Source organism: Quadrisphaera sp. RL12-1S (assembly GCF_014270065.1).
Taxonomy (GTDB): Bacteria; Actinomycetota; Actinomycetes; order Actinomycetales; family Quadrisphaeraceae; genus Quadrisphaera.
Window position 1 is genome coordinate 165,020 of record NZ_JACNME010000007.1, and the last position, 25,291, is coordinate 190,310.

The 25,291-nt window shown below is 75.0% G+C and carries 18 protein-coding genes; 4 read left to right on the top strand and 14 right to left on the bottom strand.

Features of this window, described 5'->3' with window-relative positions:
- Positions 1-41: 41 nt before the first annotated feature.
- From H7K62_RS14540 to H7K62_RS14550, 3 genes are all read left to right on the top strand, one after another.
- Positions 42-1,007 carry a glycosyltransferase gene (locus tag H7K62_RS14540; protein ID WP_186719513.1) on the top strand — a complete coding sequence of 322 codons (966 nt, stop codon included), beginning with the start codon at positions 42-44 and terminating at the stop codon, positions 1,005-1,007.
- Positions 1,007-2,533 carry a hypothetical protein gene (locus H7K62_RS14545; RefSeq protein WP_186719514.1) on the top strand — a complete coding sequence of 509 codons (1,527 nt, stop codon included), beginning with the start codon at positions 1,007-1,009 and terminating at the stop codon, positions 2,531-2,533. Before H7K62_RS14540 ends, H7K62_RS14545 begins: the two co-directional genes overlap by 1 nt.
- Before the next feature lie 121 nt (positions 2,534-2,654).
- Positions 2,655-3,953, top strand: a complete 1,299-nt coding sequence (locus H7K62_RS14550; protein WP_186719516.1) for a multidrug effflux MFS transporter — start codon at positions 2,655-2,657, stop codon at positions 3,951-3,953.
- Positions 3,954-4,003: 50 nt separating this feature from the next.
- Here H7K62_RS14550 and H7K62_RS14555 read toward each other — a convergent pair whose 3' ends face one another.
- The 4 genes from H7K62_RS14555 to H7K62_RS14570 form a co-directional block, all read right to left on the bottom strand.
- Positions 4,004-5,515, bottom strand: a complete 1,512-nt coding sequence (locus tag H7K62_RS14555; protein WP_186719518.1) for a threonine/serine exporter family protein — start codon at positions 5,513-5,515, stop codon at positions 4,004-4,006.
- A 44-nt stretch (positions 5,516-5,559) separates the two neighbouring features.
- Positions 5,560-6,906 carry a hypothetical protein gene (locus tag H7K62_RS14560; RefSeq protein WP_186719520.1) on the bottom strand — a complete coding sequence of 449 codons (1,347 nt, stop codon included), beginning with the start codon at positions 6,904-6,906 and terminating at the stop codon, positions 5,560-5,562.
- An 85-nt stretch (positions 6,907-6,991) separates the two neighbouring features.
- Positions 6,992-8,503, bottom strand: a complete 1,512-nt coding sequence (locus H7K62_RS14565; RefSeq protein ID WP_186719522.1) for an HNH endonuclease signature motif containing protein — start codon at positions 8,501-8,503, stop codon at positions 6,992-6,994.
- Between the two features lie 120 nt (positions 8,504-8,623).
- On the bottom strand, positions 8,624-8,815 hold the full coding sequence (locus tag H7K62_RS14570) for a hypothetical protein (RefSeq protein ID WP_186719524.1): 192 nt from the start codon (positions 8,813-8,815) through the stop codon (positions 8,624-8,626).
- A 483-nt stretch (positions 8,816-9,298) separates the two neighbouring features.
- On the opposite strand from H7K62_RS14570, the gene H7K62_RS14575 reads away from it, so the two are divergent.
- Positions 9,299-10,012 (top strand): hypothetical protein, encoded by a 714-nt coding sequence (locus tag H7K62_RS14575; protein ID WP_186719525.1) that lies wholly within the window; start codon positions 9,299-9,301, stop codon positions 10,010-10,012.
- 18 nt (positions 10,013-10,030) lie between these two features.
- Here H7K62_RS14575 and H7K62_RS14580 read toward each other — a convergent pair whose 3' ends face one another.
- The 10 genes from H7K62_RS14580 to H7K62_RS14625 form a co-directional block, all read right to left on the bottom strand.
- On the bottom strand, positions 10,031-12,196 hold the full coding sequence (locus H7K62_RS14580; RefSeq protein WP_186719527.1) for a cell wall-binding repeat-containing protein: 2,166 nt from the start codon (positions 12,194-12,196) through the stop codon (positions 10,031-10,033).
- A 143-nt stretch (positions 12,197-12,339) separates the two neighbouring features.
- A complete protein-coding gene (locus tag H7K62_RS24050; RefSeq protein ID WP_186719535.1) occupies positions 12,340-14,778 on the bottom strand; it encodes a cell wall-binding repeat-containing protein in 2,439 nt (812 codons plus the stop codon).
- A 378-nt stretch (positions 14,779-15,156) separates the two neighbouring features.
- A complete protein-coding gene (locus H7K62_RS14590) occupies positions 15,157-16,194 on the bottom strand; it encodes an ABC transporter permease subunit (protein WP_186719537.1) in 1,038 nt (345 codons plus the stop codon).
- Positions 16,191-17,327, bottom strand: a complete 1,137-nt coding sequence (locus H7K62_RS14595; RefSeq protein WP_186719541.1) for an ABC transporter permease — start codon at positions 17,325-17,327, stop codon at positions 16,191-16,193. The genes H7K62_RS14590 and H7K62_RS14595 overlap by 4 nt, the downstream gene beginning before the upstream one ends.
- Complete coding sequence (locus H7K62_RS14600) at positions 17,324-18,880, bottom strand: sugar ABC transporter ATP-binding protein (protein ID WP_222437631.1); 1,557 nt, start codon at positions 18,878-18,880, stop codon at positions 17,324-17,326. Before H7K62_RS14600 ends, H7K62_RS14595 begins: the two co-directional genes overlap by 4 nt.
- 141 nt (positions 18,881-19,021) lie before the next feature.
- Complete coding sequence (locus H7K62_RS14605; RefSeq protein ID WP_222437632.1) at positions 19,022-20,017, bottom strand: ABC transporter substrate-binding protein; 996 nt, start codon at positions 20,015-20,017, stop codon at positions 19,022-19,024.
- A 277-nt stretch (positions 20,018-20,294) separates the two neighbouring features.
- Entirely contained in the window at positions 20,295-21,350 is a 1,056-nt protein-coding gene (locus tag H7K62_RS14610) for a LacI family DNA-binding transcriptional regulator (protein WP_222437633.1), read from the bottom strand.
- Positions 21,351-21,485: 135 nt separating this feature from the next.
- Entirely contained in the window at positions 21,486-22,961 is a 1,476-nt protein-coding gene (locus H7K62_RS14615) for a glycoside hydrolase family 43 protein (protein ID WP_186719547.1), read from the bottom strand.
- Between the two features lie 328 nt (positions 22,962-23,289).
- Positions 23,290-24,261, bottom strand: a complete 972-nt coding sequence (locus H7K62_RS14620) for a tyrosine-type recombinase/integrase (RefSeq protein ID WP_186719549.1) — start codon at positions 24,259-24,261, stop codon at positions 23,290-23,292.
- Positions 24,262-24,696: 435 nt separating this feature from the next.
- Entirely contained in the window at positions 24,697-24,891 is a 195-nt protein-coding gene (locus H7K62_RS14625; RefSeq protein ID WP_186719551.1) for a hypothetical protein, read from the bottom strand.
- Between the last annotated feature and the right edge of the window lie 400 nt (positions 24,892-25,291).

Genomic DNA, 25,291 nt, shown 5'->3' on the forward strand with positions numbered 1-25,291 from the left:
GATCTCCCGTGGTCTGACGCGTCGCGGCGCTACGTTGCGGTGTGTCGTGGCCCAGCAGCGCAGGGCGGGTCGCCGTCCTGGTCCCGTGCTTCAACGAGGCGGCAGCGGTCGGTGCGGTCGTCGACGGCCTGCGCGCCGCGCTCCCGGACGCCACCGTCGTCGTCTACGACAACGCCAGCACCGACGGGACGGCCGCGGTGGCCGCGGCCCGCGGAGCGGTGGTGCGCCGCGAGCCCGCGCCCGGCAAGGGCAACGTGGTGCGCCGGGCCTTCGCCGACGTCGACGCGGACGTGTACGTGCTCGTCGACGGCGACGACACCTACGACGCCAGCGCCGTCGCCGACCTCGTCGAGGTGCTCCTGTCCGGCCCGTACGACCACGTCGTCGGAGCCCGCCGCGCCAGCACGGGCACCGCGTACCGCTTCGGGCACGCGGCCGGCAACCGCGCGCTCAACCGCCTGGTGGGGCTGGTCTTCGACACGGACACCACCGACATGCTCAGCGGCTACCGCGTGATGTCCCGGCGCTTCGTCAAGACGTTCCCGGCGCGCAGCCGCGGCTTCGAGGTGGAGACCGAGCTGACCGTGCACGCCTCGGTGCTGCGGGTGCCGCAGGTGGAGGTGCCGGTGGGCTTCCAGGACCGCCCCGCGGGCAGCGAGAGCAAGCTGCGCACGGTCCGCGACGGGCTGCGGATCCTGGGCTGGGTGGTCCGCCTGGCCCACGCGGAGCGGCCGCTGGCCCTCCACGCGCCGCTCGCCGCGGCCGTGGTGGCGGTGGCGCTGCTCCTGGGCTCCCCGCTGGCGGCGGCGGTGCTGGGTGGGATCGCGGCGGCCTCGGGGCTGGTGCTGGACGGCGTGCGCCGGGGCCGGCAGGAGGCGCTGCGGCTGGCCTACCTGCAGCTGCCCGTGCCGGGTGGTCCCAGCCGGGCCGGGAGCGCCGGCGCCCCGCTGGTCCGCGAGGCGGTGGCCGGCACCCGGCCGCGGCCTCGCGTGCCCGCGGGCACCTGATGTCCGCGCCCGACCCGGCGCCCCCGCTGTCCCCGGCCGGTCCAGCCGGTCCAGCCGGCCCCCGGCGCGACCGGCGCGAGCACGAGCGGACGCCCTCCCGCGCCCGCGCCCCCGCCCGGGCCGGCGCTCCCCCGCACCGCGGTCCGCGCCAGGTCGAGGTGCTGGGCACGGCCACCCGCTTCGCCGTGGAGTGGGCCGTGGCGCTGGTGCTCCTGCAGCTGGTGCTGCTGGCCGGGCTCATCGTCGCGCAGGCCGTGCCGAACGCGCCGATCGTCGACAGGCTCGCGCAGGCCGTCTCGGACGGCGACTACGGCCCCTCCTACGTCTCGGACGGCATGGGCGGGCGCGCCGACAGGTTCACCGAGTGCGTGGAGCTCGGCTACGGCGTGAGCTCCCCGGACGACCCCCGCAGCCTGTGGTTCCGCGCCACCGGCGGGCCGCGCCTGGAGTCGTGCGACGCGGGTGCCACGCAGGTCAGGGCGCTCGCCGCCGGTGCGCAGGTGCTGCCGCCGGCCACCTACTACCGCTACTGGAACGGGTACGCCCTCCTCACCCGCCCGGTCCTCGCGACCCTCGGCGTGCCCGGTGTCCGCATGGTCTCGGGCGCGCTGCTGGCCGCCGCGGGCATCGCGGCGTGGGCGGCGCTGCGCCGCCGCGCGGGCCCCGCCGCGGCGTGCGCGCTGGTCCTCCCGGTGGCGGTCTCCACCAACGCCCTCGCGATGCCCGCGCTGGCGTTCACGCACGCGCTGGCCCTGGCCGCCATCGCCGCCGGGGTGGCGCTGACCGCCGCGGCCACCGGGTCGGTGCGGCTGCGCGGCTGGCGGGGGGCCGCCGTCGGGGCGGGCGGGGCGGGGGCGCTGCTCGCCTACACCGACCTGCTCACCACCCCCGCGATGTCCTGGAGCCTGTGCGCGGCGGCGGCCGGCGCGGTCACGTGGGGCGCCGTCACGTGGGGCGCGGACACCTGGGGCGCGGACACCTGGGGCGCCGCCCCCCGCCCCCGGGCGCTGCGACCGGTCCTGCTGTCCGTGCTCGCCGCTGGCGCCGCCTGGCCGGTGGCCTACGGCGTCACGTGGGCGTGCAGGTGGCTCATCGCCGCCGCCGTGCAGGGTCCCGGCGTGTTCACCGCCATCCGCGACAAGTCCGCCGAGCGCCTCGACGGCGCCAGCCAGGTGGTGGACCCATCCTTCGGCGCGCCGACGGCCGCCAACGTCACGCGGTGGCTCGACACCGCCCCCACGGCGCAGCCGCTGCTCGTGGCCGCCGCGGTCGTCGTCGTGGTGTCCCTGGTGGTGGCAGCCCGCCGCGGCGGAGCCGAGCGGCTGCTGCTGGCGGCGGTGCTCGCGGCCCCGGCGCTGCTGGTGCCGGCCTGGTACGAGGTGCTGAGCAACCACTCCCAGGTGCACGCGTTCTTCACCTACCGCAGCGTCCCGGCGGCCGTGGGGATCGTCGTGGCGGCGTGCGTGCTGTCCGCTCGGAGCGGCTCCTCGCGCCGGGTGGTCTCCCCGGAGCGCTCACCGATGTGAACAGTGCGTGACGCCGGGCGGGTCCGGGAACAACCTCGGTGCTCCCTGGGCTCTGGCTGGGTGGCAGCAGCACGGGTCCCCCGCGCACGCCACCGCTCTCCCCCGGTTCTGGAGGACCACGATGACGCTGCGCGAGGAGCGCTCCGCGCCCGCCGCCACCCCCACCTCGGCCAGCACGACGACGACGGCGAGCGCGCCCCCCACCCAGCGCAGCCTGCTCGGCACGGTGCTGGTGCTGGGGGCGTTCGTGGCGATCGGCCCGCTGACCATCGACATGTACCTGCCGGCGCTGCCGACCATCACCAGCCAGCTGCAGACCACCGAGGCGGCCGTGCAGCTGACGCTGACCGGCACGCTCGTGGGCCTGGCGCTGGGCCAGCTGGTGCTGGGCCCGCTGTCCGACGCGCTCGGGCGCCGGGGCCCGCTGCTCGCGGGGACCGCACTGCACGTGCTGAGCTCGGTGCTCATCCTCGTCGCGCCCGACATCACCACCCTCGGCGTGCTGCGCGTGCTGCAGGGCGTCGGCACGTCGGCCGGCGCCGTCATCGCGCTGGCCGTGGTGCGCGACAGCCTCTCCGGGCGGGCCGCGGCCACCATGCTGTCGCGGCTGTTCCTCGTCATCGGGGCGGCGCCCGTGCTCGCCCCCACCCTCGGCGGGCTGGTGCTGGGCGTCACGTCCTGGCGCGGGGTCTTCGCCGTGCTGGCCGTGTACGGCGTCGCGCTGCTGGTGCTGGGGTCGCTGGCGCTGCGGGAGACGCTGCCGCGCGAGCGGCGGCAGCCGCTGCGCGTGCGCTCGACGGTCGCCACCTTCGGCTCGCTCCTGCGCGACCGCACCTACCTCGGGCTGGTGGCGGTGGCCGGCCTGACCATGGCGAGCCTGTTCAGCTACGTCTCGGGCGCCTCGTTCGTCTACCAGGAGCAGTTCGGGCTCGACCAGCAGCAGTTCGCGTTCCTCTTCGGCGCCGGCGCGGTCTGGCTCATCGGCGCCACGCAGCTGAACCCGCTGCTGCTGCGCCGCCTCGAGCCCGCGCAGATCCTCCTGGGCGGCAGCGTCGCGGCGGTGGTCGCCGCCGCCGTCCTGGTCGTGCTGGCCACCTCGGGCCTCGGGGGGATCTGGGGCGTGGCGCTGCCGCTGTGGGCGGTGCTGTTCGCCGGAGGCCTGGCGCTGCCCAACGCCCCGGCGCTGGCGCTCTCGCGCCACGGCGAGGCCGCCGGCTCCGCGGCGGCGCTGCTGGGTGCGGTGCAGTTCGGCGTCGGCGCCCTGGTCTCACCGCTGGTGGGGATCCTGGGGAACGACGCGACCGCCATGTCCGTGGTGATCCTCGGCGCCGCCCTCGCCGCCGCCACCGTGCTGGTGGTCGTGGTCCGCCCGTGGCGGCTGGGCCCGGTGGACGTCGAGCCTGGAGCCGGCGCCCACTGAGGCTCGCCCGGAGCCGTCGGACCCCCGCCGGGCCTTCGCCGGGTCCCGGCTCAGCCCGCGCCGGGGGCCTGCGCGTCGGCCGGCCGCCGGCGCGTCTCGCGCACGCGGCTGGCCAGCGTGGTGCCCAGGGTGGTGCCGGCGGCCAGGCCCACGCCGACCATCGCGGCCCCCAGGAGCAGCCCCCCGCCGGTGCCGGGCGGGGCGCCGCTGATCATCGCGAACAGCCCCTGGTAGATGGTCAGACCCGGCAGCAGCGGCACGATCGCGCACGTGGCGGTGACCGCCGCGGGCACGCGCGTGCGCTCGGCCAGCGACTCCGCGCCGAAGCCGACCAGCAGCGCCGCCACCGCCGCACCGACGGCGGGCGCGGCGCCGGCTCCGACCAGCAGGGCCGAGACCGCGTACCCCAGCGCCCCCCACGCGGCCACCTGCGCGGCGGCCCGCGGCCCCGCGAACGACGACGCCGCCCACGCCCCCGAGGCCACGCCCGCCGCCACCACCTGCACCGCCAGCGGCCACGGGGTCTGGGAGGTGTCGGCGATGACCAGCTGCACGCCCAGCCGGTCGGCCACGTCCAGCACGCCGCCGATGCCCACCACCAGCCCGAGCGTCAGCACCAGCACCTCGAGCAGGCGGCCGCTGGCCGTGACGAGGAAGCCGTTGATGGCGTCGTCGGCGGCGCCCACCAGCGAGAGCCCGGCCAGCAGCGCGATGATCCCCGAGGCCACCACCAGCGACGGCGGCAGCGCTGACAGCGCCACCGGCAGGCCGGGCACCGCCAGCAGCGCCACCGCCACCGTGGTGGCCATCGCCGCGCCCGCGGCCTGCAGGAAGAACGACGGCAGGCCCCACCCGCCCAGGCGCCGCAGCACCAGGTCGATGACGGCCGTCACGGTGGCGGAGAGCAGCACCACCGGCGGTCCGCCGCCCAGCAGCACGGCCACCCCGGCGGCCATGGTGCCCAGCGCCGCCGTGACGAGGGCGGGGCGGTACCGGTGCGGCGCCTCGAGCACCTCGTCGAGGCTGGCGTGCACGCGCTCCAGCCGCTGCTGCACCGCCTCGCGGACCGCGGGGTCGTCCAGGGCGTCGGCCAGCTCGGGGGTGCCCGGGTCGGTCTGCACGTCGTGGGCCAGCGCGGTGAGCCGGCTGAGGCGGTGGTAGTCGGCCGCGCGGGTCTGCACCACGCGCAGCACGCTGACGGTGCCCGCGTCGGGACCGTCGTGCGCCACGAGGATGGCGGTGAAGGTGACGTCCACCTGGCAGGGCACCCCGAACGCGGCGCAGGTGCGCTGGATGACGTCCACGGAGGCCGCCGCCGTGGCACCGAGGGAGAGCACCGCCTCCCCGAACCGGACGGCCACCTCCAGCACCTCGCGCACCTGGCGCTCGGCGAGGCGGGCGCGCTGGGCGCGCCGCCCGACGGGACTGGCGGGGGCGCTGCCGCTCAGGCGCTCGTCGAGGGCCGCCAGCAGCTGCCGGCGGCGCCCGGGTGAGACCGCGGACGTCAGCTTCGGGGAGGCCCGGGCGTGGCGCGGCGGTCGGGGCGGTCGGGGGTCGGGCACCGGCTGGACCGTAGCGCCGCCCTCGTCCCCCGGCAGGGCGGGCGTCAGCGGGCGCCTTCGGCGGTGGAGGTGCTCGACGCCGCGGGCGCGAAGTCCCGCCAGAAGTACTGCATGCGGCTGAACAGACGCTTCTGGCCGGTGCGGTCCACCTGGAAGCAGCGGGCCACGCCGCCCGTCAGCGCGTCGTGGTCGTCGTGCCACAGCCAGCCGTAGCGGCGCGGGTGCGCCCCCGTGCAGTCCCCCCACCCGAAGGCCGAGGCCATCCCCTGGTCGCTGACGGCGGCGGTGACGCGCACCCGCGGGTCGTCGATGGCCGTGGCGCCCAGCTGCGGGCCCAGGTGCAGGTCCGTGCTGGACAGCGCGTCCGCCACCGCGCGGTGGTCCGGGTGGGGGTAGGCGAAGCCGGAGGCCGTGACCTCCTCGTAGTAGGCGCCCACCACGCCGCGGCTCGGAAGCGCCGGAACGCCCAGCCTGGTGCGGTTGTCCCGCACGGACTCCACCGCCCACACCACCTCGTCAGGGGTGACGTCGCGGTCGCCGAGGTCGAACACCACCAGCGCGCCGTGGCCGCCGTCGTCGGTCCACACGTGCGCGCTGCGGTCGCGGCTGGCGCAGACGCCGGGGGTCGCGTCGACCCGGCACACCGGGGTGCTGCGCGCGCCGACCAGGCGGGAGACCTCACCGCGGTCGGTGAAGCGCGACGGCACCGAGGGGTCCGAGGCGGCCATGTCCGTGAAGAACCCGCGCCAGCTGTCCATGCGCGCCGCCTCGCACGAGGGGGTCCACTTCCCCTGGGGCAGCGGGACCGGCGCGGGCTCCTCGCCGCGGTCGTAGCCGGGCAGGTCCGGGTCGCAGTTGCTCGACTCCTCCCCGTGCGTGAGCAGCACGAACACCTTGAACAGGTCCGGGGTCTGCTCCACCTGCGACCACACCTCGAACTCGTCGTCCGGGTGCGGCAGCACCGCGTAGAGCACGCCCGTCACACCGGCGGCGGCCTGGGGCCCGACCGCCGTGGCCGTCGGCGACGAGGACGACGCCGACGGCGCCCCGCCGGTCGCCGCCGCGCTCCCGGAGGAGGAGACCGCCGACGACGACGGCGAGGAGGGGCTGGGCGTCGAGTCGGAGGTCGGGGCGGACGCCGGGGCGGTCGCGCCACCGGTCGTCGCCGCCGAGGTGGGGACCTGCGCCGCGGCGGGGGTCTGGGCTGCAGCAGGCGTCTGGGCTGCAGCAGGGGTCTGGGCGGTGGCGGGACTCCGCTGGGCGCCAGACGCCCCAGAAGCGCCAGACGTGCTTGCCGCCGTGCTCGCAGCCGCGGGGGACGCCACCGCGAGGAGGGCGAGCACGGCCGCCGACAGCACGCCGGCGCTCCGGAGCGGGGCACCTCGACGCACACCATGATCGTGCAGGACCGGTCGCTCGGATCCGGGGAGGCGCGCCGGGACGATCCGGACTTCTCGGGTCGCCGACGGGCAGGGGTCAGCGACGAGCGAGCGCCCCGGCGGTGCGCTCGTCCTCGCCCAGCGGTGGACCGCCCGGCGGGTCGCCGAGGACCAGCTGGCGCGCCCTCGCCCGTGCTGCCTGCCGCACGGACCGCCGGGGGTTGACCAGCCACCGCCGCAGGGTGTCCACCGTGGCGGGCGGTCTCACCTGGGGCACCCCGTCCACCACGCGCACCTGCCACACCCCCATCCCCACCTGGAGGTGGTGGCGCGGGCAGAGCAGCACGCCGTTGTCGAGGTCGGTGGGGCCTCCGGCCTGCCACTCGACCACGTGGTGGGCCTCCAGCCACGCGAGCTTCGCGTCGCAGCCCGGGACCGCGCACCCGCCGTCGCGCGCGAAGAGCGCCCGCCGCTGCGGCGGGGTGAAGCACCGCACCGACCGGCCCAGGGCCACCACGGTGGCCTCGGCGCCCTCCGCGGAGAGCAGCACGGCCTGCAGCACGCCCCTCGACAGCACCGTCCGCATCACCGCGGTGGGCAGCGGCCCGGTCTGCTCGCACACGGCCCGCCCGGCGCCCTCCAGCTCGCGCAGCTGGTCGGCGGTCACGGTCACCACCACCCGCGGCGGCTCCCCGCCCCGGGTGGACGTCGGGTCAGACGCGCTCAGCGCGATGAGCCCGAGGGCGTCGGCGCGGCGCTGGGAGGCCGTGCGCCCGTCGCGCACGGTCCTCGTCAGCTGCGGCTGGGCGTCCCGCGCCCCGGGCTCGCCGTCGGCGCCGGTGTCGGTGGTGCCGGCGGTACCGGCGGTGTCGGCGTCGGCCTCCGGGGCGATCTCGGCCTCGACGGTGGGGGCGGGCCTGCTGAAGTGGTCGATCGCGGCGATGAACTGCGCGCCGTTGAGGGGGTCGAGGGTGCCGCGCACCGACACCCAGCCGTCGTCGTGCACGGTGTGGTCGAGACCGCGCTTCTCCAGCGCGTCGGGGTCGAAGTCGCCGTCGGCGCGCTTCGGGTCCAGCACGTCGCGCAGCTCGCGGCACAGCACCACGGCCTGCTCGTAGGTGAGGCCCGGGAGGTCCTGCGCGAGGGTGCGGTCCAGCTCGGCCCCGCACTCGCGGCGGACCGCGCGCGGCAGCGCGCGGAGCAGGCGCGCGGCCAGGTCGAAGACGTCGGTGGAGATGCGACCGTCGGCGTGCAGCGCGGTGACCTCCGGCAGGGGCGGCTGCTGCACGTCACCGGCCCCGGTGGCCCGGGAGACCAGCTCCAGGCGCTTGGCGGCGGCCGGGTCGAACCCGGCCGACCCGGTGAGCAGCCCCACGGGGCTGGCCGCGCCCACCTCGTCGAGGTCGGCGCGGTCGAACGACGCCACGAGGTGCAGGACGGCGGAGTCCACCAGGCGCCCCAGCACCACGGCCTCGTGCAGCGCCCCGGCCCGGTCTGCGGGCGGGAGCGACCCGACCCAGCCGCACGCCTCGACCACCTCGCGCAGGGCCGCCTGCGCGTCCGCGAGCGCGGCGCCGAGGCGTCCGCTCGCGGGGGTGGTCGAGGTCATGCCGCTGACGCTAGGGGGCACCACCGACAGTCGAACTGGCGTGCAGAGCCGCTGCACAGAGGCATGATCCGCGCAAGTCGACGTCCACCCGTCCGGACCAGCGAGACCGCGCGGAACCCGTCACCACCCCAGGAGGACGACGACGGCGGTCACGCCGCCCAGCGCCGCCAGACCGACGCGCGCGAGCAGCACCGCCGCAGGGGGCAGCGGCGCCAGGCGGGTGGCGAAGCAGGCCTCGCACCGGCACTCGGGCCACCGCGCCGGACCGTCCGCGGGGCCCCGGTGCAGCGCCCGGCCGGCGGGGCCGGTCACCACCAGCCCCTCGCGTCCACGTCGGCCGAGGCCAGCGCGAGCGCCTGGGGGGAGCTCGGCCCGGCCGGGGCCTGCGAGCCGGGCTGGGCGGGGTCGTCGTCGTGCGCGTCGTCCACCCCTGGATCGTCGGGTGCGGCGGGACGCCGCGTCAGAGGTCGTGACGGCTTCCGGACGGGCGGACCGGGCTCTCCGGACGCCTCCCAGACGCTCGCGCGGACGACACGGACCTCCTCCACCCGAAGGGGAGACGCGAACCGGTTCGGCCCTGGTACATCTGTGGTGCACCAGCTGCCGACCGGTGCCTCGGGGGAGGGCGAGGCGGCGGGTGCGCTGTTCCGGCGGGCCGGTGGAGAAGTCGGCGTCCCGCTGGAGGACAGGTGGCGCGCCTCGCGAGCGCCGGCCCTCCCAGGCCACGGCCCGACCTCGTCGGGCGGTGCGCACGGCGGGCCTGCCCGCGCGCCCGCACCGCCGAGGAGGTCCACCGTGCTGTCCGCCCCCGCCCACGCCGAGCTGGCCGCCCTGGCCGCCCACGGCCCCGAGGTCCTCCGCGCCCGCGCCGCGCTGGAGCTGACGCGCGCCTGCCGGGACCCGGAGGCCTTCGCCTGGTGGTGGGCCTGGCTGGCGTCGACCTCCCCGCAGCTGGCGGCCCCGCTGGTCGGCGAGCTCCCCCCGGGCCTCGTGGTCCCGCTGGAGGCGGTTCCCACGGCCGTCGACGCGCTGACCGGCTCGGACCGCGAGCAGGCCCGTGCCTGGGAGGGCGTGCGGGGTGAGGTGCTGCGCCGCCTGGACCCGCGGGACCAGGGCACCTGCGACGTGGCGACCCTCGTGGCCTGCTCCCCCGACACCCACCCCGGCGTGCTGGCGGCGGCGCTGGCGCTGCTGGCGGAGGCGGGGCACCCGAGCCGCTCGGCGCTGCTGCGCGCGGCGGAGGCGGCGCTGCGGCGCGCGGACACGGGGACGGGGACGGCGGGAGGGGCCCCGGACCCGGACGCCGTCCTCGCCGCCGCCACGCTGCTCGCCGAGCTCGCCCCGGCCACCGAGGACCACCAGCGCCAGCTGGCGGACCGCTGCGCCCGCCTGGTGGAGCGGTGCTCTCCCCCGGTCAGGACCGGTGTGCGTGACGACGTCCGCGCCCAGGCGCCCTGGGACCGGCGGGGCGACTGGGTGGGCGCGGTGCTCGCGTGCCTGCGCGCCTGACCCTGCGGGGTCCTGGGGTCAGCGCGGGGTGAGGGCGGAGCGGACGCTGTCGCGCAGCCGCCCGGTGGGGCCACCGGCGGGGACGATGACCAGCGCGCCCCCTGACGCGGCCGCCGCGGCGGCGCCGCAGAGCGCGTCGGCGTACGACTCCCCGCTGGCCAGCCAGACGGTGGCCGGTGCCGGTCCGGCCTCGAGCACGGCGGCGGCGGTCTCGTACCGGCTGGCGCCGGAGACGCGGTCCACCGCCCCACCGGTCACCGCCGCCACCTGGCGCAGCACGGCGTCCGAGACGGCCGCGGGGCCGCCGAGGACGACGACGCGCGCCGGCCGCCACTGACCCAGCTGCTCCGCCGTCGCTGCGGGCAGCACGGCAGGGGTGGTGAGCAGCAGCGGAGACCCGCTGCGCCCGGCGGCGCCGGAGGCGGACAGGGCGTCGGGGAAGGCCTCCCCCGAGGCGAGGTAGACGGTCCCCGGCGCGGTGCCCGCAGCGGTGCCCGCAGACCCGCCCGACGACGCTCCCGCGGCCGCGAGGGCGTCCAGGGCCACCGCGCGGGCGGTGGCGTACCGGTCGTCGCCGGAGGCCCTCACCACGGAGGCGCCGGTGGCCTGGCGGACCTGGTCGAGCACGGCGTCGCTGATGGCCGCCGGTCCGCCCGTGGCGGTGACGGTGTCCGGGTGCAGCCGCGCCAGCTCGGCGAGCACGGGCGCGGGCACGGCGTCGGGCCGGGTGAGCAGCACCGGGGCGGCGCTGCCCGCGGCGGCGGCGGCCGCACCGAGCGCGTCGGCGAAGGCGGTGCCGGTGGCGAGGTAGGCGTGGTGGGCGCCGTCGGGGAAGGCGCGGGCGGAGACCAGGGCGCTGGTGCTGTAGCTGTCGCCGCCGGCGATGCGCTCCGAGGACCGGCCCGCGGCGAGAGCGGCCAGCGCGGCGTCGCTGATGAGCGCCTGCCCCCCGATGGCCACCACGGCGCCGCTGCCGGCGGCCACCGGCGGGTCGCTCAGCGTCGTCGCCGTCGACGCCCTCACGAGGCGGTCGGTGGTGCCGGCGGTGGGGCTCGCCACGCGCGAGGCCCCCGCGGTGAGGGCGGCGGCCACCTGCTCCGGGGTGAGCGAGGGGTGGGCTCCCAGCAGCACCGCGGCGGCACCGGCGGTGATCGGGGAGGACAGGGAGGTGCCGCTGGTCACCACGGCGGAGGTGTCGCTGTCGGAGCCCGCGCTGACGATGGAGGCGCCCGGGGCCAGCAGGTCCACGCACGAGCCGCGGTTGGAGAAGCCGGCCAGGGAGTCGCTCGCGGTGCTCGCACCCACGGTGATGACGGACGGCTCGCGGGCGGGGCTGCTGCCGCACGCGTCGGCGCCCTCGTTGCCGGCCGCCACCACCACGGTGATGCCGTCGGCGACGGCGGCGCGCAGCGCGCGGTCCAGCGCGTCCGAGGGCGGGCCGCCATAACTGACGTTGAGGACCGCGGGCGTGCCGGCGCGGTGGTCGTCCACGGCCCACGCGACGGCGGCGATGAGGGAGCTGCTGCGGGCCGTTCCCGCGCACCCGCTGACGCGCAGCGGCACGAGCGTGGCCTGCTGGGCCGCGCCGACCAGCCGCCCGGCCAGCACGCCGGCCACCGACGTGCCGTGGCCGTTGCAGTCGGAGGTGCTGCCGCTGCCGGAGAAGTCGACCCCGGTGCGCACCCGGCCGGTGAACGCGGCGTGGCTGGCGCGCAGGCCGGTGTCCACCACGTAGGCGGTCACGCCGGCTCCCCCGCCGCCGGGGGCGTACTGCCCGTCGAGCGGCAGCGAGGCCTGGTCGATGCGGTCCAGGTGCCAGGGCACCGGACCGGTGGACCCCGTGGTCGTCGCGGTCGGGGAGAAGAGGTCACCGGCGGGCGCGAACGCGTCGGCGGTGGGGGTGAAGACCGCGTCGGGCTCCACCGCGGCGGTGGAGAGACGCTCCAGCCGCGCGGCGCTGGCCCCGGTGGCCCGCACCACCACGCTGCCGGTCTCGTCGTGGACGGCGAGCACGTCGCCCTCGCGGTCGGCGGCGGCCGCCGCGCCCGCGAGGTCGGCGGGGTCGGCCACGCTGACCACGTAGGTCTGCAGCGGCGCCGGGTCGGCCCACGCGGCGCTCGGCCCGGCCAGGGCGAGCAGCGCCACCGCGGCGGTGGTGGCCTGGAGCGTCCGTCGTCGACCCACACCGCGTCATCGACCCGACCGCCCCCGGCCAGCACCCCCCGGCGGCGCGCGCCACCCGACCAGACCAGCCCCACCTCCGTGATCATGGGCGTTGCGCGCACACCCCACCGTGATCATGGGCGTTGCGCACACCCGGGCTGGGGTCAGCCCTTGGCGGCCGCGCCGAACGCCGCCATCACCGACGCCGGCACCGCTGCCTCCCCTCCGAACACCACCGTGCTGCTGGGCCGGCTGCTCGGGATCGCCGCGAGCGCCTTGACCACGTTCGGGTCCAGCTGGTCCCCGTGGTTGAGCAGCAGCGGGCCCACCAGCGTGCCCATCGCGGTGGAGCCGACCAGCGCGTCCGGCCAGGTGGTGCCGGTGGCCAGGCCCACCACGTCGGTGCGGGCACCGGCGGCGGCGTCGAGCGCCACGAAGCGCTCGGCCACCCTGCGCGCCGTCTCGTACCTGTCGCTGCCCACCACTGCGGCCGCCGCGGCCGTGCGCCCGGCGTCACCGCCGAGGCTGGCCGCCGCCAGCGCCGCCGCTCCGCCCACGGGGACGGTCCGGGCGCCCGTCGGGTCCATCTGCTGCAGCAGCGTCCGGGTCACGGGCGGCAGCACGCCGTCCTTCGACAGCACGATGAGCCCGCCGGTGCGCCGCGCCAGCGACACCACCACCAGCGCGTCCGGGTAGTCGGCTCCGGTCACGAGGTAGATCGGGCCGGTCGCCGTCGTCGTCATCTCGTCGGACAGGCGCTGCGCCAGCTTGGTGGCCGTCTCGAAGCGGTCCACCCCGCCCACCCGCTCGGTGCGCCCGGGCGCGATCTTCTCCAGCGCGGAGAACACCGACGGCGAGATGGCGTCCTCCCGGCCGGTCACCACGATCGAGCCGCCGGCCGCCAGCGAGCGGCGCACCTCGGCCTCGACGGCCGGGTCGAGCTTGCTGCCCGGCGTCAGCAGCAGCGAGCCGCCCTTCTCGGCGGCGTAGCGGGCGCCTCCGGCGGAGTCGGCGTAGGAGCTCGCCGAGGAGATGACCACCACGGGCACCGACCCGGCCTTCGGGAACAGCTGCTGCGAGGTGTCCACCGAGGTGGCCACGCGGTCGTTGCCGGAGAAGCGGTGCGCCCCCGGGTCGGGCACCACGGCGTTGCCGGGCACCTTGGGCCGGGTGGACGACGACGACGAGCGCGGCGTGAAGACCGGGTCCGGCGCTGGCGCGCTCGACGGGCTGCCCGTCGACGACGAGGGCTGCGGCGAGGGAGCCGCTGCGCACGCGGGGGTTCCCGTGGCAGGAACGAGGTCGCTGCGGCGTCGGTACTCCCCCGGCAGAGCGGGAGCGGCCAGGTCCATGACGGCTCCGGTGTCGCCGTCGCCCACCACGAGCGTGCCCCAGCGACCGGCCACCGCCGCGGGTCTCTTCGGGGCGCCAGTCACCGGCGCCCACGCGAGCTGCGACGCCGACGAGTCCGCCTCGACCACGGAGGACGTCGCGGCGTCGACGGCGACGAGGCGGTCGACGGGCCACTCCAGGGACAGCGCGAGGGAGACCGGCGCCATGAGTTCCGGGTCGTCCGTCGAGACCGCCACCAGCGACGACGGCCCGCCGAGGTCACCCGGCACGATCCGGTAGACCTGGTGGTTGCCCGGGTCTGCGAGGAAGAGGTCGCCGTCGGTGTCGACGGTCAGCGCGGTGGGTGTCGCCAGCGATGCGGCTCGTCCGAGCACGGCGACGCCCTGCTGCGGCCGCGTCCCCTCGGCGGGTGCACAGCCCGGTCCTGCCACCACGGAGAGCTGCCCGGGGACGCTGGCAGGGGTGGGCTGCTCCTCGTCGACCTCCACCAGGCGGGCCGCGGCGAAGCTCCACTGCGTGGCGACGTCGGAGACGTCCACGCCCAGCACCTCCCTGGCCTCGCTGTCGGCGATGTAGAGCCGGTCACCGGTGAGGCTCACCGCCAGGCCGCTGGGTGAGCGCAGGGGGGAGGACGTCGCCGGCCCTCCCTCGACCGGCGTCCCCTGCTGGCCGTTCCCCGCCACGACCACTGCTGCGGCGGAGTCCGCCTTCACCATGAACACCAGGTGGGCCTGCGGGTCGGCGATGAAGACGTCTCCACCGGCGTCAGTGGCCAGCGCCGTCGGGCGGAGCATCGCCGGGGTCGCTGTCGCGCCGGGATCGCACCACGCGAGCCCGTCGGCGGGCGCGACTCCGGCTGCCACGACGCACGTGGTCTCCCCGTCGTTGCGGAGCACGCGGCGCCGGTCGGGCTGCGAGACCCACCGCACGTCGCGGCCTGCGCGGTGGTCGACGTCGTAGGCCACACCACCGACGAGACCCGGCAGGACCGTCGAGGTACCGGTCGTGCTCGGCTTCGCAGGGCGTGCCGGAGCGGACGTCGGACCGAGGGGCGGGGGGTTGAGGAAGAAGAACGGCAGCTGCGGGACCAGCGGCAGCGGAACGGAGTCGCCCACCAGCGACGTCGCGGGGGTCTGCACGTCCGACGCGCTCTGGGCGCCCGCTCCGCACGCGCTCAGCAGCGGGATCGCCAGGGCCGTGGCGAGCGCGAGGGCGCGCGTGGTGGTGGTCCGGCCGGCGGTGGTGCGCACGAGGCCTGCTCTCGTCGGGTGGTGCTCCGTCGTGGGGGTGCCCACCGCGAGCGCTCCAGCGGTGGACGCTGCCGCGAGGGCCAGGTCTTCGACGGTAGGCAGGCGGCGCGCCGCGGTGCGGGAGGCGCGCGGGAGCCTCCAGGACGGGAGACGGGCAGAACGTCGCAGGTCAGAGGCGTATGAGGTGTGTGGTGTCCGTGTGGCACGAGGGGGTTGCGGGACGCGACCCGCCCTGACGACGAGCGTCAAGTGAGCCGGGACAGCCGCCGCGCCGGCGCACAGCGAGAGCGCCCCACCCGGCTCACCGGGCGGGGCGCTCCCTTCGTCACCGGGGCTGGGGGACGCCCGGGACGCTCTGGTGCCGCCGTGACTTCGCCGTCAGGCCGCCGGCACTGGGGCCGGTGCCTGCTTCTCCGCGGGGCGGACGGCGGGGCGGCGCCGCACGGCGATGACTCGCTGCAGGATGACGAACGCCAGCAGGACGGAGCCGATGGCCACGCGGGTCCACCACGACTCCAGGCCCTCCCGCGAGTTGAGCACCTGGATCAGGCCGTACACGAGCACCCCGGCCCCGGTGCCGAGCACGTACCCGTAGCCGCCCGTGAGCAGGGTGCCGCCGATGACCACCGCGGCGATGGCGTCCAGCTCCATGCCCACGCCGGTGAGGTTGTAGCCGGACTTGGTGTAGAGGGCGAACAGGAGGCCCGCCACACCGGCGCAGGTGCCGCTGATGACGTACACCCACACCCGCGTGCGGTCCGCCCGCAGACCCATGAGGTTGACGGCGTTGCCGCGGTCGGCGGCACCCAGGCCGTACACGGTGCGCCCGAAGCGGGTGTGGTGGAGCACCAGGTAGGCGAGCGCCAGCACCCCGAGTGCGATGAGGATGCTCGCGTTGATGCGCCACGACGTCCGGCCCTCCCCGAAGCGGAGGCTCCACGAGGCCAGCGCCGAGAAGGTCGGGTCGTCGATGGGCAGCGAGCGGGTCCCGATCACCGTGGCGGCACCGCGAGCGAGGAACAGCACCGCGAGGCTGGCGATGAAGGGTTGGACGTCGAAGAACTGCACCAGCACGCCGATGATCGCGCCGCACGTGGTGCCGACGAGGACGCCCACGACGAGCACCACGGGTGCGGGCCAGCCGGCGATGAACAGCTGCGCCACGACCAGCCCGACGAGCGCCACCACGGCTCCCACCGACAGGTCGATGCCCCCGGCGAGGATGACGAAGGTCATCCCCACCGCCAGCACCAGCAGGAACGAGTTGTCGATGAGCAGGTTGGAGAGCAGCTTCATGGAGATGAAGCCCTGGCGGGGTGTGCTGTAGCGGGCCTGGCCGACCGCGAGCAGCGCGACCAGGGTGACGAGCGTCCCGGCGACGGGCAGGTACCGCGCATCGAGCCGGCGGAGCCTCACGCTCCCACCTCCTTGACGTTCGAGGACGGCCGCGAGACGGGCTGGGCGGCCGGCTGCGCGGCCGAGGCCGCTTCCGGCCGGCGCGGGCCGCTGCTCGCGGTGCGCCTGCTGGCCAGCCAGCCGCGGGCGCGGGGGGAGGCGGCGATGCACAGGGCGATGAGCACCGCGGCCTTGAAGAGGTTGGTGGTGGTCGACGGCAGCTGGAAGATGATCACTGCTCGCTCGATGGTGGTGAGCAGCAGCGCCCCCACCACCAGGCCGGAGAGGTAGAACCTGCCGCCGTCCAGCTTGGTGCCGCCCAGCACCACCACCACGATGGCGTTGAGCTCGAAGAACAGGCCGATGTTGTTCGCGTCCGCCGCCATCGTGGGGGCGCCGTAGATGATCCCGGCGAGGGCGGCCAGCACCCCGGCCAGCACGTAGACGGTCCAGGTGGTGCTGCGGGCGCGCACGCCGGACAGCCGCGCGGACTCGCGGTTGACGCCGATGGCCTCGAGCAGCACGCCGAGCGCGCTGCGCCGGACCACCAGCGCCACGAGCGCGAAGACCACGGCGCCGATGACCACCGCCTGCGGGAGCCCGAGCACCGACCCGGCGCCGAGCGCCTTGAACGGCGGGCTGGTCACCGTGGTGATCTGGCCCTTGGTGATGAGCATGGCGATGCCGCGCCCCGCCACCATGAGGATCATGGTGGCGATGAACGGCTGCACTCCCAGCAGCGTCACCAGGGCGCCGTTGAAGGCGCCCACGGCCACGCCGAGCACCAGGCCCAGGACCACCGCGGTGGCCACCGTGGCGGGAGCGCTCGGGTCGGCGGCGCGGTCGAGGTAGGTGAGGGACACGGCCAGGGAGATGGCCATGACCGCCCCGACGGACAGGTCGATGCCCCCGGTGGCGATCACCAGGCACATGCCGAGGGCCAGCAGCAGCGGCGTCACGGCGTTGCGCAGCAGGTCGATCGGCTGTCCGACCAGGGCGCCGTCGCGGACCGTGACGTCGAGGAAGCCGGGGCTGGCGACGGCGCAGGCGACCAGCAGCACCACCAGCGCCGCCGTCGGCCAGAACAGGGTGTGGCCGGCGACGCGCCGGGCCCAGCCGACGGTCCCACCGGGGGTGGCGCTGGTGGCGCTCATGCCGCGCCCTCCTTCGGGGTCTGCGCGGACGAGTCCGGGCCTCGGTCTGGCTCGGAGGTCGGCTCTGCGGCGATGGTCGCGAGCACGGTGTCGGTGGTGACCTGGTCCCCGTTGACCACCTCGGCCACCTTCACGCGGTCGCGCATCACGACGATCCGCTGGGACAGGCGCAGCACCTCCTCGAGCTCGGAGGAGATGAACACCACCGACATCCCCTGCTGCGCCAGCTCGACCACCAGCTTCTGGATCTCCGCCTTGGCACCCACGTCGATGCCGCGGGTGGGCTCGTCGAGGATCAGCAGGCGGGGGTCGGTGGCCAGCCAGCGCGCCAGGAGCACCTTCTGCTGGTTGCCGCCGGACAGGTTCTTGATGAGGGCGTTCGGGTTCTTGGGGTTGATGTTCAGCGCGGTCATGTACCGCGCGACGATCTCGTCGAGCTCCTTGGCCGGGATGGGCCGCCAGGCCCCGCGGCGCGCCTGCAGCGCGAGCGCGATGTTCTCGCGCACGGTCAGGTCCCCGACGATGCCCTCCTTCTTGCGGTCCTCGGTCGAGTAGGCCAGACCCTTCTGGAGGGCGGCCAGCGGTGTGGCCAGCCGCACGGGGGCGCCGTCCACCTCCAGGCGCCCGGCGTCCGGGCGGTCGGCGCCGCTGACCAGGCGGGCGGCTTCGGTGCGTCCCGAGCCGAGGAGGCCTGCGAAGCCGAGGATCTCGCCCGGGTACAGGTCGAGGTCGAAGGGCTGCACCGAGCCGGCGCGACCGAGGGCACTGGCAGCCACCAGGGGCTGCGCCCCGGGCGGGTGCAGGGAGATCGCGGCCCGGGCGGTCTCCTCCACCCCGGCGAGCTCCTCACCCGAGCGTCCGATCATGAGTGAGATGAGCTCGCGGCGCGGGAGGTCGCGGGTGAGGCGCTCCTCCACCAGCCGGCCGTTGCGCAGCACCGTCATGCGGTCGGAGATCGCGTAGACCTGGTCCATGAAGTGGGAGACGAACAGCACCGCGACACCGGAGTCGCGCAGCTGGCGCACCACGCGGAAGAGCTCCTCCACCTCGGCCCGGTCCAGGCTGGACGTCGGCTCGTCGAGGATGAGGACCTTGGCGTCCACCACCATGGCGCGGGCGATGGCCACGAGCTGCTGGACGGCGATGGTGTGCGACTCGAGCAGGGACCGCGGGTCGATGTCCAGGTTGAGCCGGGCGAGCTGCTCGCGGGCGGCGCGACGGGTGGCGCGCCAGTCGACGAAGGGGCCTCGGCGGACCTCGTGCCCGAGCATGACGTTCTCGGCCACGGAGAGGTTCGCGCAGAGGTTGACCTCCTGGTAGACGGTCGAGATGCCTGCGGCCTGGGCAGCACCGGGGTCCTTGAGCTGGATCGCCTCGCCGTCCAGCAGCACCTGCCCCGCGTCGATGGAGTAGACGCCGGTGAGGGCCTTGATGAGGGTCGACTTGCCGGCGCCGTTCTCCCCCATCAGCGCGTGCACCTCCCCGGGGAAGAGGCGCAGGTCCACACCGTCCAGGGCGCGCACGCCCGGGAACTCGATGGTGATGCCACGCATCTGGACGACGGGGACGGCGGGGTCTGCGGTGGGTCTCGGGGTGGCTGGTTGCGCCATGGTGGGGCCTTCCGTGGGGTCCCGGGACGGCGCCGCGGTGTCCGCGGCGCCGTCCCGGGGGGAACGGGGGTCGGTGCCTGCCCGTCAGTAGGGGCGGGCGTCGACCTGGGCCTGGGTGATGGTCTGGTCGAACGTCGTCTCCTCGACGACGGTCTCCTTGGGCACGCTGTCCCCGGCGTGGACCTTCTTGATGAGCTCGGCGAGCTGGTCGCCGAAGGCCGGGTTGCACTCCACGACGTAGTTGAACTTCTTGTCGACGAGCGCCTTCAGGCCGTCGCGGACGGCGTCCACGGAGACGATCTGGATGTCCGTGCCGGGCTTCTTGCCCGCGGCCTCGATCGCCTCGACGGCGCCCAGGCCCATGTCGTCGTTGTGGGTGAAGATCATGGTCATGTCGGGGTAGGCCTGGAGGGCGGCCTCGGTGGCGGTCCGGCCCTCGGCGCGGGTGAAGTTGCCGCTGGCCTTGCCGATCACCTGGCTGCCGACGACGCCGTCGAAGCCCTCCTCGCGGTCCACCTGGGCGCCGGAGCCGAGCGTGCCCTGCAGCTCGAAGATCTTGGCCTGGGGAGCGTTCTGCTTGACCCACTCCCCCGCCTTGGTGCCCTCCGCCTTGAAGTCGGAGCCGATGTGGGTGACGTAGGGGTCGGAGACCTTCGTGTCGACGGTGCGGTCCACGAGCACCACGGGGATGCCGGCGTCCTTGATCTCCTTCAGCACGTCGTCCCAGCCCGTCTCCACCACGGGCGAGAAGGCGATGACGTCGACGTCCTGGGCGACGAAGTCGCGCAGGGCCTTGATCTGGTTCTCCTGCTTCTGCTGGGCGTCGACGAAGGTGAGGTCGAAGCCCTTGTCCTTGCTGAGGTTGGCCTTGACCGACTCGGTGTTCGCGGTGCGCCATCCGCTCTCGGCGCCCAGCTGGGAGTAGCCGACGCGGATGGTGCCGCTGCCTCCGGAACCGGAGCTCGCGCCGTCCGCGGACCCGCTGCCGGCGTCAGCGCTGCCGCCGCAGGCGGCCAGGGATGCGGTCAGACCGCCAGCGGCGATCGCAGCGATGAAGGTGCGCCTGGATGCGTGGAACACTTGACTCCTCCTCGAGTGCGTCCATCGCCCGCCACGTGCGCTTGCCGTGCTGTCGTGGTCGGGCGCTCAGTGCTCGGTGGAGCGGTCCGCAGGGCGTTGCAGCGCCCTGCGGGCCGGCCACTCCTCATCTCCGAGGAGGGGCCCACCCTCACCGATGTGGTGGCGACGCACCGCTGTCTGCCAGGCGGCTGTCGCTCCCTCGGTTCGAGTGTGAGCGTTAACACGCTGAGAGGACAATGGAGATCCGGTCACGGATCGATAACGCTCTGACGGGCCCTCAGGCCCGCGGCACGCCCGTGCTGCTCCGGACCACCAGCTCGGGCTGCAGGCGCACCGGGCTCACGGGCGGCACCTCGCGGCCGCCGCCGGCGCGGTGGCGCTCGACCATCTCCAGCACCACCTGCAGCGCCGTGCGCCCCAGCTCGGAGAACTCCTGGCGCACCGTGGTCAACGGCGGCAAGAAGAACGCACTCTCCGGCACGTCATCAAAACCCACCACGCTCACCTCCCCCGGCACACTGCGACCGCGCTCGGTCAGCGCCCGCACCACCCCCAACGCCGAAGGGTCGTTCGCCGCGAACACCGCCGTCACCTCCGGCACCCGCGCCAACAGCTCCCCCGCCCGAAACCCCGCATCCGCCGACCACGCACCCTCCAGCACCGGCGGCACCTCCCGCCCCGCGCCCTCCAGCACCTCCCGCCAGCCCTGCTCGCGCTGGTCGGCCTCGTACCAGCCCCGCGGCCCCCGCACGTGCCAGACCGTCTCGTGCCCCAGGTCCAGCAGGTGCTGCACCGCCAACCGAGCACCGGCGCGCTGGTCGACGGCCACCACCGGCTCGTCGCGCCCCTCGCTGCTCACCACGGGCAGCAGCGGCACCGGTGCTCGCGCCGACGCCAGGGCCTCGAACCCCTGGCGCACCGGCGCGACCACCACCACGCCCGCCACGTACTGGTCCACCAACCGCGAGAGCCCGTGCTGCACGGAGTCGACGTCGAAGTCGACCACGTGCTCCACCGCCAGGTGGACCCCGGCGTTCGCGGCGGCCAGGCCCAGCGCGGCGGTGACCGACGCCGGCCCGTACAGCGCCGAGCTCGGCGTCAGCACGCCGATGAGCCCACCGTGACCGGTGGCCAGCGCCCGCGCCGCGGGGTTGCGCCGGTACCCGAGCTCGTCGATGGCCACGAGGACCCGCTGCCGCGTGCCCGGCGCCACCCTGGGCGCCTCGTTGAGCACGCGCGAGACGGTCTGGATCGACACACCCGCCCGCACGGCCACGTCGGTGATCGAGGGCGGTCGGCCGGACGGGGCCTGACCAGGTGCGAGAGCGCTCACGCAGCCATCGTGGCGGCACGGGTGGGGCTGCGTCCAGGGGCGCCCTCGACCGGTGGTGCGGCGTCGCGGGCACCCCCTGGACGCGGCGGGGCGCCGCACCCGGCCGGTCGGCCGGGTGCGGCGCCCCGGGGCACGTCAGGACACGACGCGGAAGGTGGCGTCAGCTCGCTCCTGGGCGGTGCTGATGGGGTCCACCTTCAGCTCCAGGGCGTAGTGGCGCAGGTACCGGTCGGGGAAGTTGGCCGACCGGTAGGAGGTGGCCGAGCTGTCGCTCAGGCCCGCCACCGGGGTGAACGACGCATCGCCCTTGAACGCGCTGGACCCGTCGTTGCGCTGCAGCTCCACCGAGAACGCGTAGTGCCGCAGGAAGTAGCCCGGGTAGTTCACCGACTCGAACGAGACGTTGCCCGAGACGCCGTCCAGGCCCGTGCGGATCCGGAACTGGGCGTCCTCAGCCGGTGAGACGTTCGCTGCGACCCGACCCTTGAAGTTCGCGTGTCGCACGTAGCCGCCGTTGACGTTGACTGCGGCGAGGCGGTTGATCGGCGCGCTGTAGGCCGCCAGCACGCGGCTCTCCTCGGCAGCGGTGAGGTTCATGATCGAACCGTGCCGCTTGAGGTTGCTGCCCAGGCTGTAGTCCGAGGCAGCGTGCTTGCGGTAGCTCGAGGTGTCGCTGAGGTTGGTCGTGGTGGCAGGGGTGTAGCCCCCGCCCGTGGCGTACTGGTCGAGCCACAGGTTCCACTCGGCCTTGCCGTTGACCTGCGCGAACATGGGCCCCTCGACCACGGTGGCCCCGGAGGTGCCGCCGTTGGTGAAGCCCGAGCGCACCAGGTTCCCCAGGTTGGTCCAGGAGCCCAGGACGCTGTTGCCGCCCTCGATGACGATCTCGCGGCCCAGGCAGCTGGCCCGGTAGTACCGGAACCCGCCCGGGCTGCTGGGCGCCTCGATGATCTGCGTGTCGATGACCTCCTGGCCCGACGGCGGCACCAGGTAGGGCCGCGAGGCGCTCACGGTGCGGAAGTCGGTGGTGGTGGCGTAGAAGATCTGGTGCTTCGTACCGCCCTCGGCGGCGGGGGCGTTGCTGGCCCAGTAGATGACGTAGGCGTTGCTCGCCGGGTCCCAGATGGCCTCCGGGGCCCAGGCGTTCTTGCCCTGGATGCTGGTCGCGACGTCGATGAGGCGCGGAGCTGACCAGTTCACCAGGTCGGAGGACTCCCACACCACCAGGTTGCGACTGCCGTTGTTGATCGCGTCGCCCCAGTTCTGGCCGCAGTCGATGCAGAGGTCCGTGGCGATGATCCAGTACTTGTCACCGGAGGGGGATCGCACGATGGAGGGGTCGCGCACGCCCTTGGTGCCGACCGTGCTCAGCAGGGTGGGCTCACCACCGTTGAGGTCGCTCCAGTGCAGCCCGTCCTTGCTGTGGGTGAAGTAGATCTGCTGCCCGCGCGACCCCTCTCCGATGAAGTGGACCATCAGGTACCCGGTGAAGGGGTCCAGCGCCTCGGCGCGCTGGCCAGAACCCCCACCGATCACCATCGCCAGCACCAGGGGCAGTGCTGCGAGCACCGCCAGACACCGGTTCCGCACTCGACGCAGGTGCGACGTCATGAAGCGTCTCCTCCAGTCTCCACGCGCTCCGTCGCGCGTGTGAGCGCTCACTCTCATCGATCTCCAAGTGAATGGCAAGCCCTGCCCCAGGCACGAAGTGCACTGCGGCAGCCCCAGCGGCACCTCTGGGAGCGCTCTCGCTGGTCACACGCCGAGATGGCCAGGGGTGAGAGCCCGCAGTCGGTCAGCACCACCGGCACCAGAGCTCGCCAGGTGGCTGAGGACGACGACGAGAGCACGGGTGCGCGCGACGGGGTCCTGCGCGGAGGTGGCCCCGTGCAGGGTCGAGGTCGGTCGCTTCCAGCGCGTCGTTGCCGGAGGGCGCCGATCAGCCGCTGGTCCGGCGGCGCGAGGACCCGTCCGGGCGAGAGCGCTGCGGCGGCCCACCGAACGCCTGGTCCACCCCGGCCTGCAGGTCGTCGCGCACGAGGTGCAGGTAGATCGACGTGGTCGTGATGCTGGAGTGCCCCAGGAGCTTCTGGACGACGGCGACGTCCACGCCCCGGCGCAGCAGGTGCGTCGCGTACGTGTGGCGCCACCGGTGCGGCAGGTGCGGCCCGGGAACAGCCGCGTCCTCGCCGTAGCGGACCACCATGCGCTTGAGACTCTGTCCGTCGGTGGCGCCGCGGAACCTGCCCTCGATGTTGGCGCGGGGGTTCGCGAAGAGCCGCTCAGACCCGGGCAGGTGCGGCCGCACCTCCGCCAGGTACCACTCCATGATCTCGACGTACGGGTGCGGCAGCGGGATGGTCCGCCGCTTGCGTCCCTTGCCGAGCACCGTCAGCTCGCGGTGGGGCAGGTCGAGGTCCTTGACCTTCGCGTCGACCAGCTCACCGCGGCGCACGCCGGTGTAGCGGAACGTCGCCATGACGGCGTAGTCGAACTGGCCCTTCTTGGTCCCGCCCTCCGCGCTGGCGCGGGCCGCGGCGAGGATCGCCTCGGCCTCAGTCGCGGAGTAGTCGCGGCGCGGCACCGGCCTCGCCCGTGGAGGACGCACCTGGTCGAGAGGCGACGGACCGTCGTAGCCGCGGTGCCGCAAGAACCGGTAGAAGGCGTGCACGGCGTACCAGCGCATCTGCAGCGTCGACTCCGCCATGCCGCGCTCGCGCTCGTGACGGAGGAAGGCGCTGAACCGCGCCGAGGTGATCTCGCCGAGGACGGCCCTCTCGGCCTCTTCCGGCGTGAGGAAGGAGAGCAGGAGCGAGAGGTAGGTCGTGTAGTTGCGGATCGTGGTGGGCTGGAGGCGCTCGTAGTCCAGCAGGTGTGCTGCGAAGTCGTCCACGGCTTCGGAGATGCTCATGGTCCGTACCTCGGGCGAGGGACGTCGTGGCCACAGGCAGCCGACGCGGGTCCATCCATGCAGATCAACGGCTCCTCCTTCTGCACCTCTGCCCGCGTGGTCACGGGGAGCACCGAGGATGCCGAGCGCCCGCGGCCTTCGCTCGCAGCCGGCTCCGCGCTGTGGATGAGCGCGCGTGGTGCGCCCCCTGTGGGCGGAGCCCGAGCGTCACCCGCTCAGCACCGCGCTCGCAGGCGCGTCAGGTACTGCCGGCGTGCGAGGTCGTCGCCGGCGACGTCGACCGCCACTGCGGCGAGGAGACCGGCTGTCCGGGCGTCCTGGAGGCACGTGGGTGGGTCCGTTCGAGCCGGGTCATCTCGCTCGTCTCGTCCTGGCCCCAGACCCGGGGACTCGTTCCGCTGCGTTCGGCGGAGCGAGCCGGCTCGCGGGCGAGCGTCAGGATGCGGCGCAGACCGCGGTCGCGCATCCCGTCACGGGGCAGGTGGACGACCTGCCCAGGCGTGACGCCCGGTCTCTGCCTGCAAGGAGAACCGCAGCGTCGAGCAGCGCCACCGGCTCGCCGATGGGTTGCAGGCCGGCCCGCACGACGATCCCGTCGCCACCGGGACTGTTGGCGATGTCGCCGAGCACGTCCGCCCTGTAGCCCAGGTCGTACCGGGCCCTGTCGCGCAGGAGCCGGTGTTCACCTGCCCCCGTCGTCGAACTACCCGAGGCCGCTGCTCGCCGCCGCGGGTTCGCGTCGGTCGGCAGCTCTCGGATCTCGCCTCCCGCACCAGCTCAACGCACTGGCACCTCACAGAACAGGGGGGGTTCCAGGGGGTAGCACCGAACAGAACAGGGGGGGTAGAGCACCTCCTGGCAACACAGAAGGGGGGAGGTAGGGCCGCCCACACCCATGGCCATCGTGCAAGAACATCTGGCTGATCGGTGGCACCACGGTCATCCCGACCTCCGTCGAGACCGCCATCAAGGGCGACGGCTACACCGTCAACCGCATCAACGGCTCCGACCGCTACGAGACCGCCAAGCT

Bases quoted from the DNA above. Each gene is read 5' to 3' on its own strand.
- H7K62_RS14620 (WP_186719549.1), bottom strand. From the start codon at position 24,261: ATGAGCATCTCCGAAGCCGTGGACGACTTCGCAGCACACCTGCTGGAC.
- H7K62_RS14545 (WP_186719514.1), top strand. From the start codon at position 1,007: ATGTCCGCGCCCGACCCGGCGCCCCCGCTGTCCCCGGCCGGTCCAGCC.
- H7K62_RS14595 (WP_186719541.1), bottom strand. From the start codon at position 17,327: ATGAGCGCCACCAGCGCCACCCCCGGTGGGACCGTCGGCTGGGCCCGG.
- H7K62_RS14615 (WP_186719547.1), bottom strand. From the start codon at position 22,961: ATGACGTCGCACCTGCGTCGAGTGCGGAACCGGTGTCTGGCGGTGCTC.
- H7K62_RS14550 (WP_186719516.1), top strand. From the start codon at position 2,655: ATGACGCTGCGCGAGGAGCGCTCCGCGCCCGCCGCCACCCCCACCTCG.
- H7K62_RS14600 (WP_222437631.1), bottom strand. From the start codon at position 18,880: ATGCGTGGCATCACCATCGAGTTCCCGGGCGTGCGCGCCCTGGACGGT.
- H7K62_RS14565 (WP_186719522.1), bottom strand. From the start codon at position 8,503: ATGACCTCGACCACCCCCGCGAGCGGACGCCTCGGCGCCGCGCTCGCG.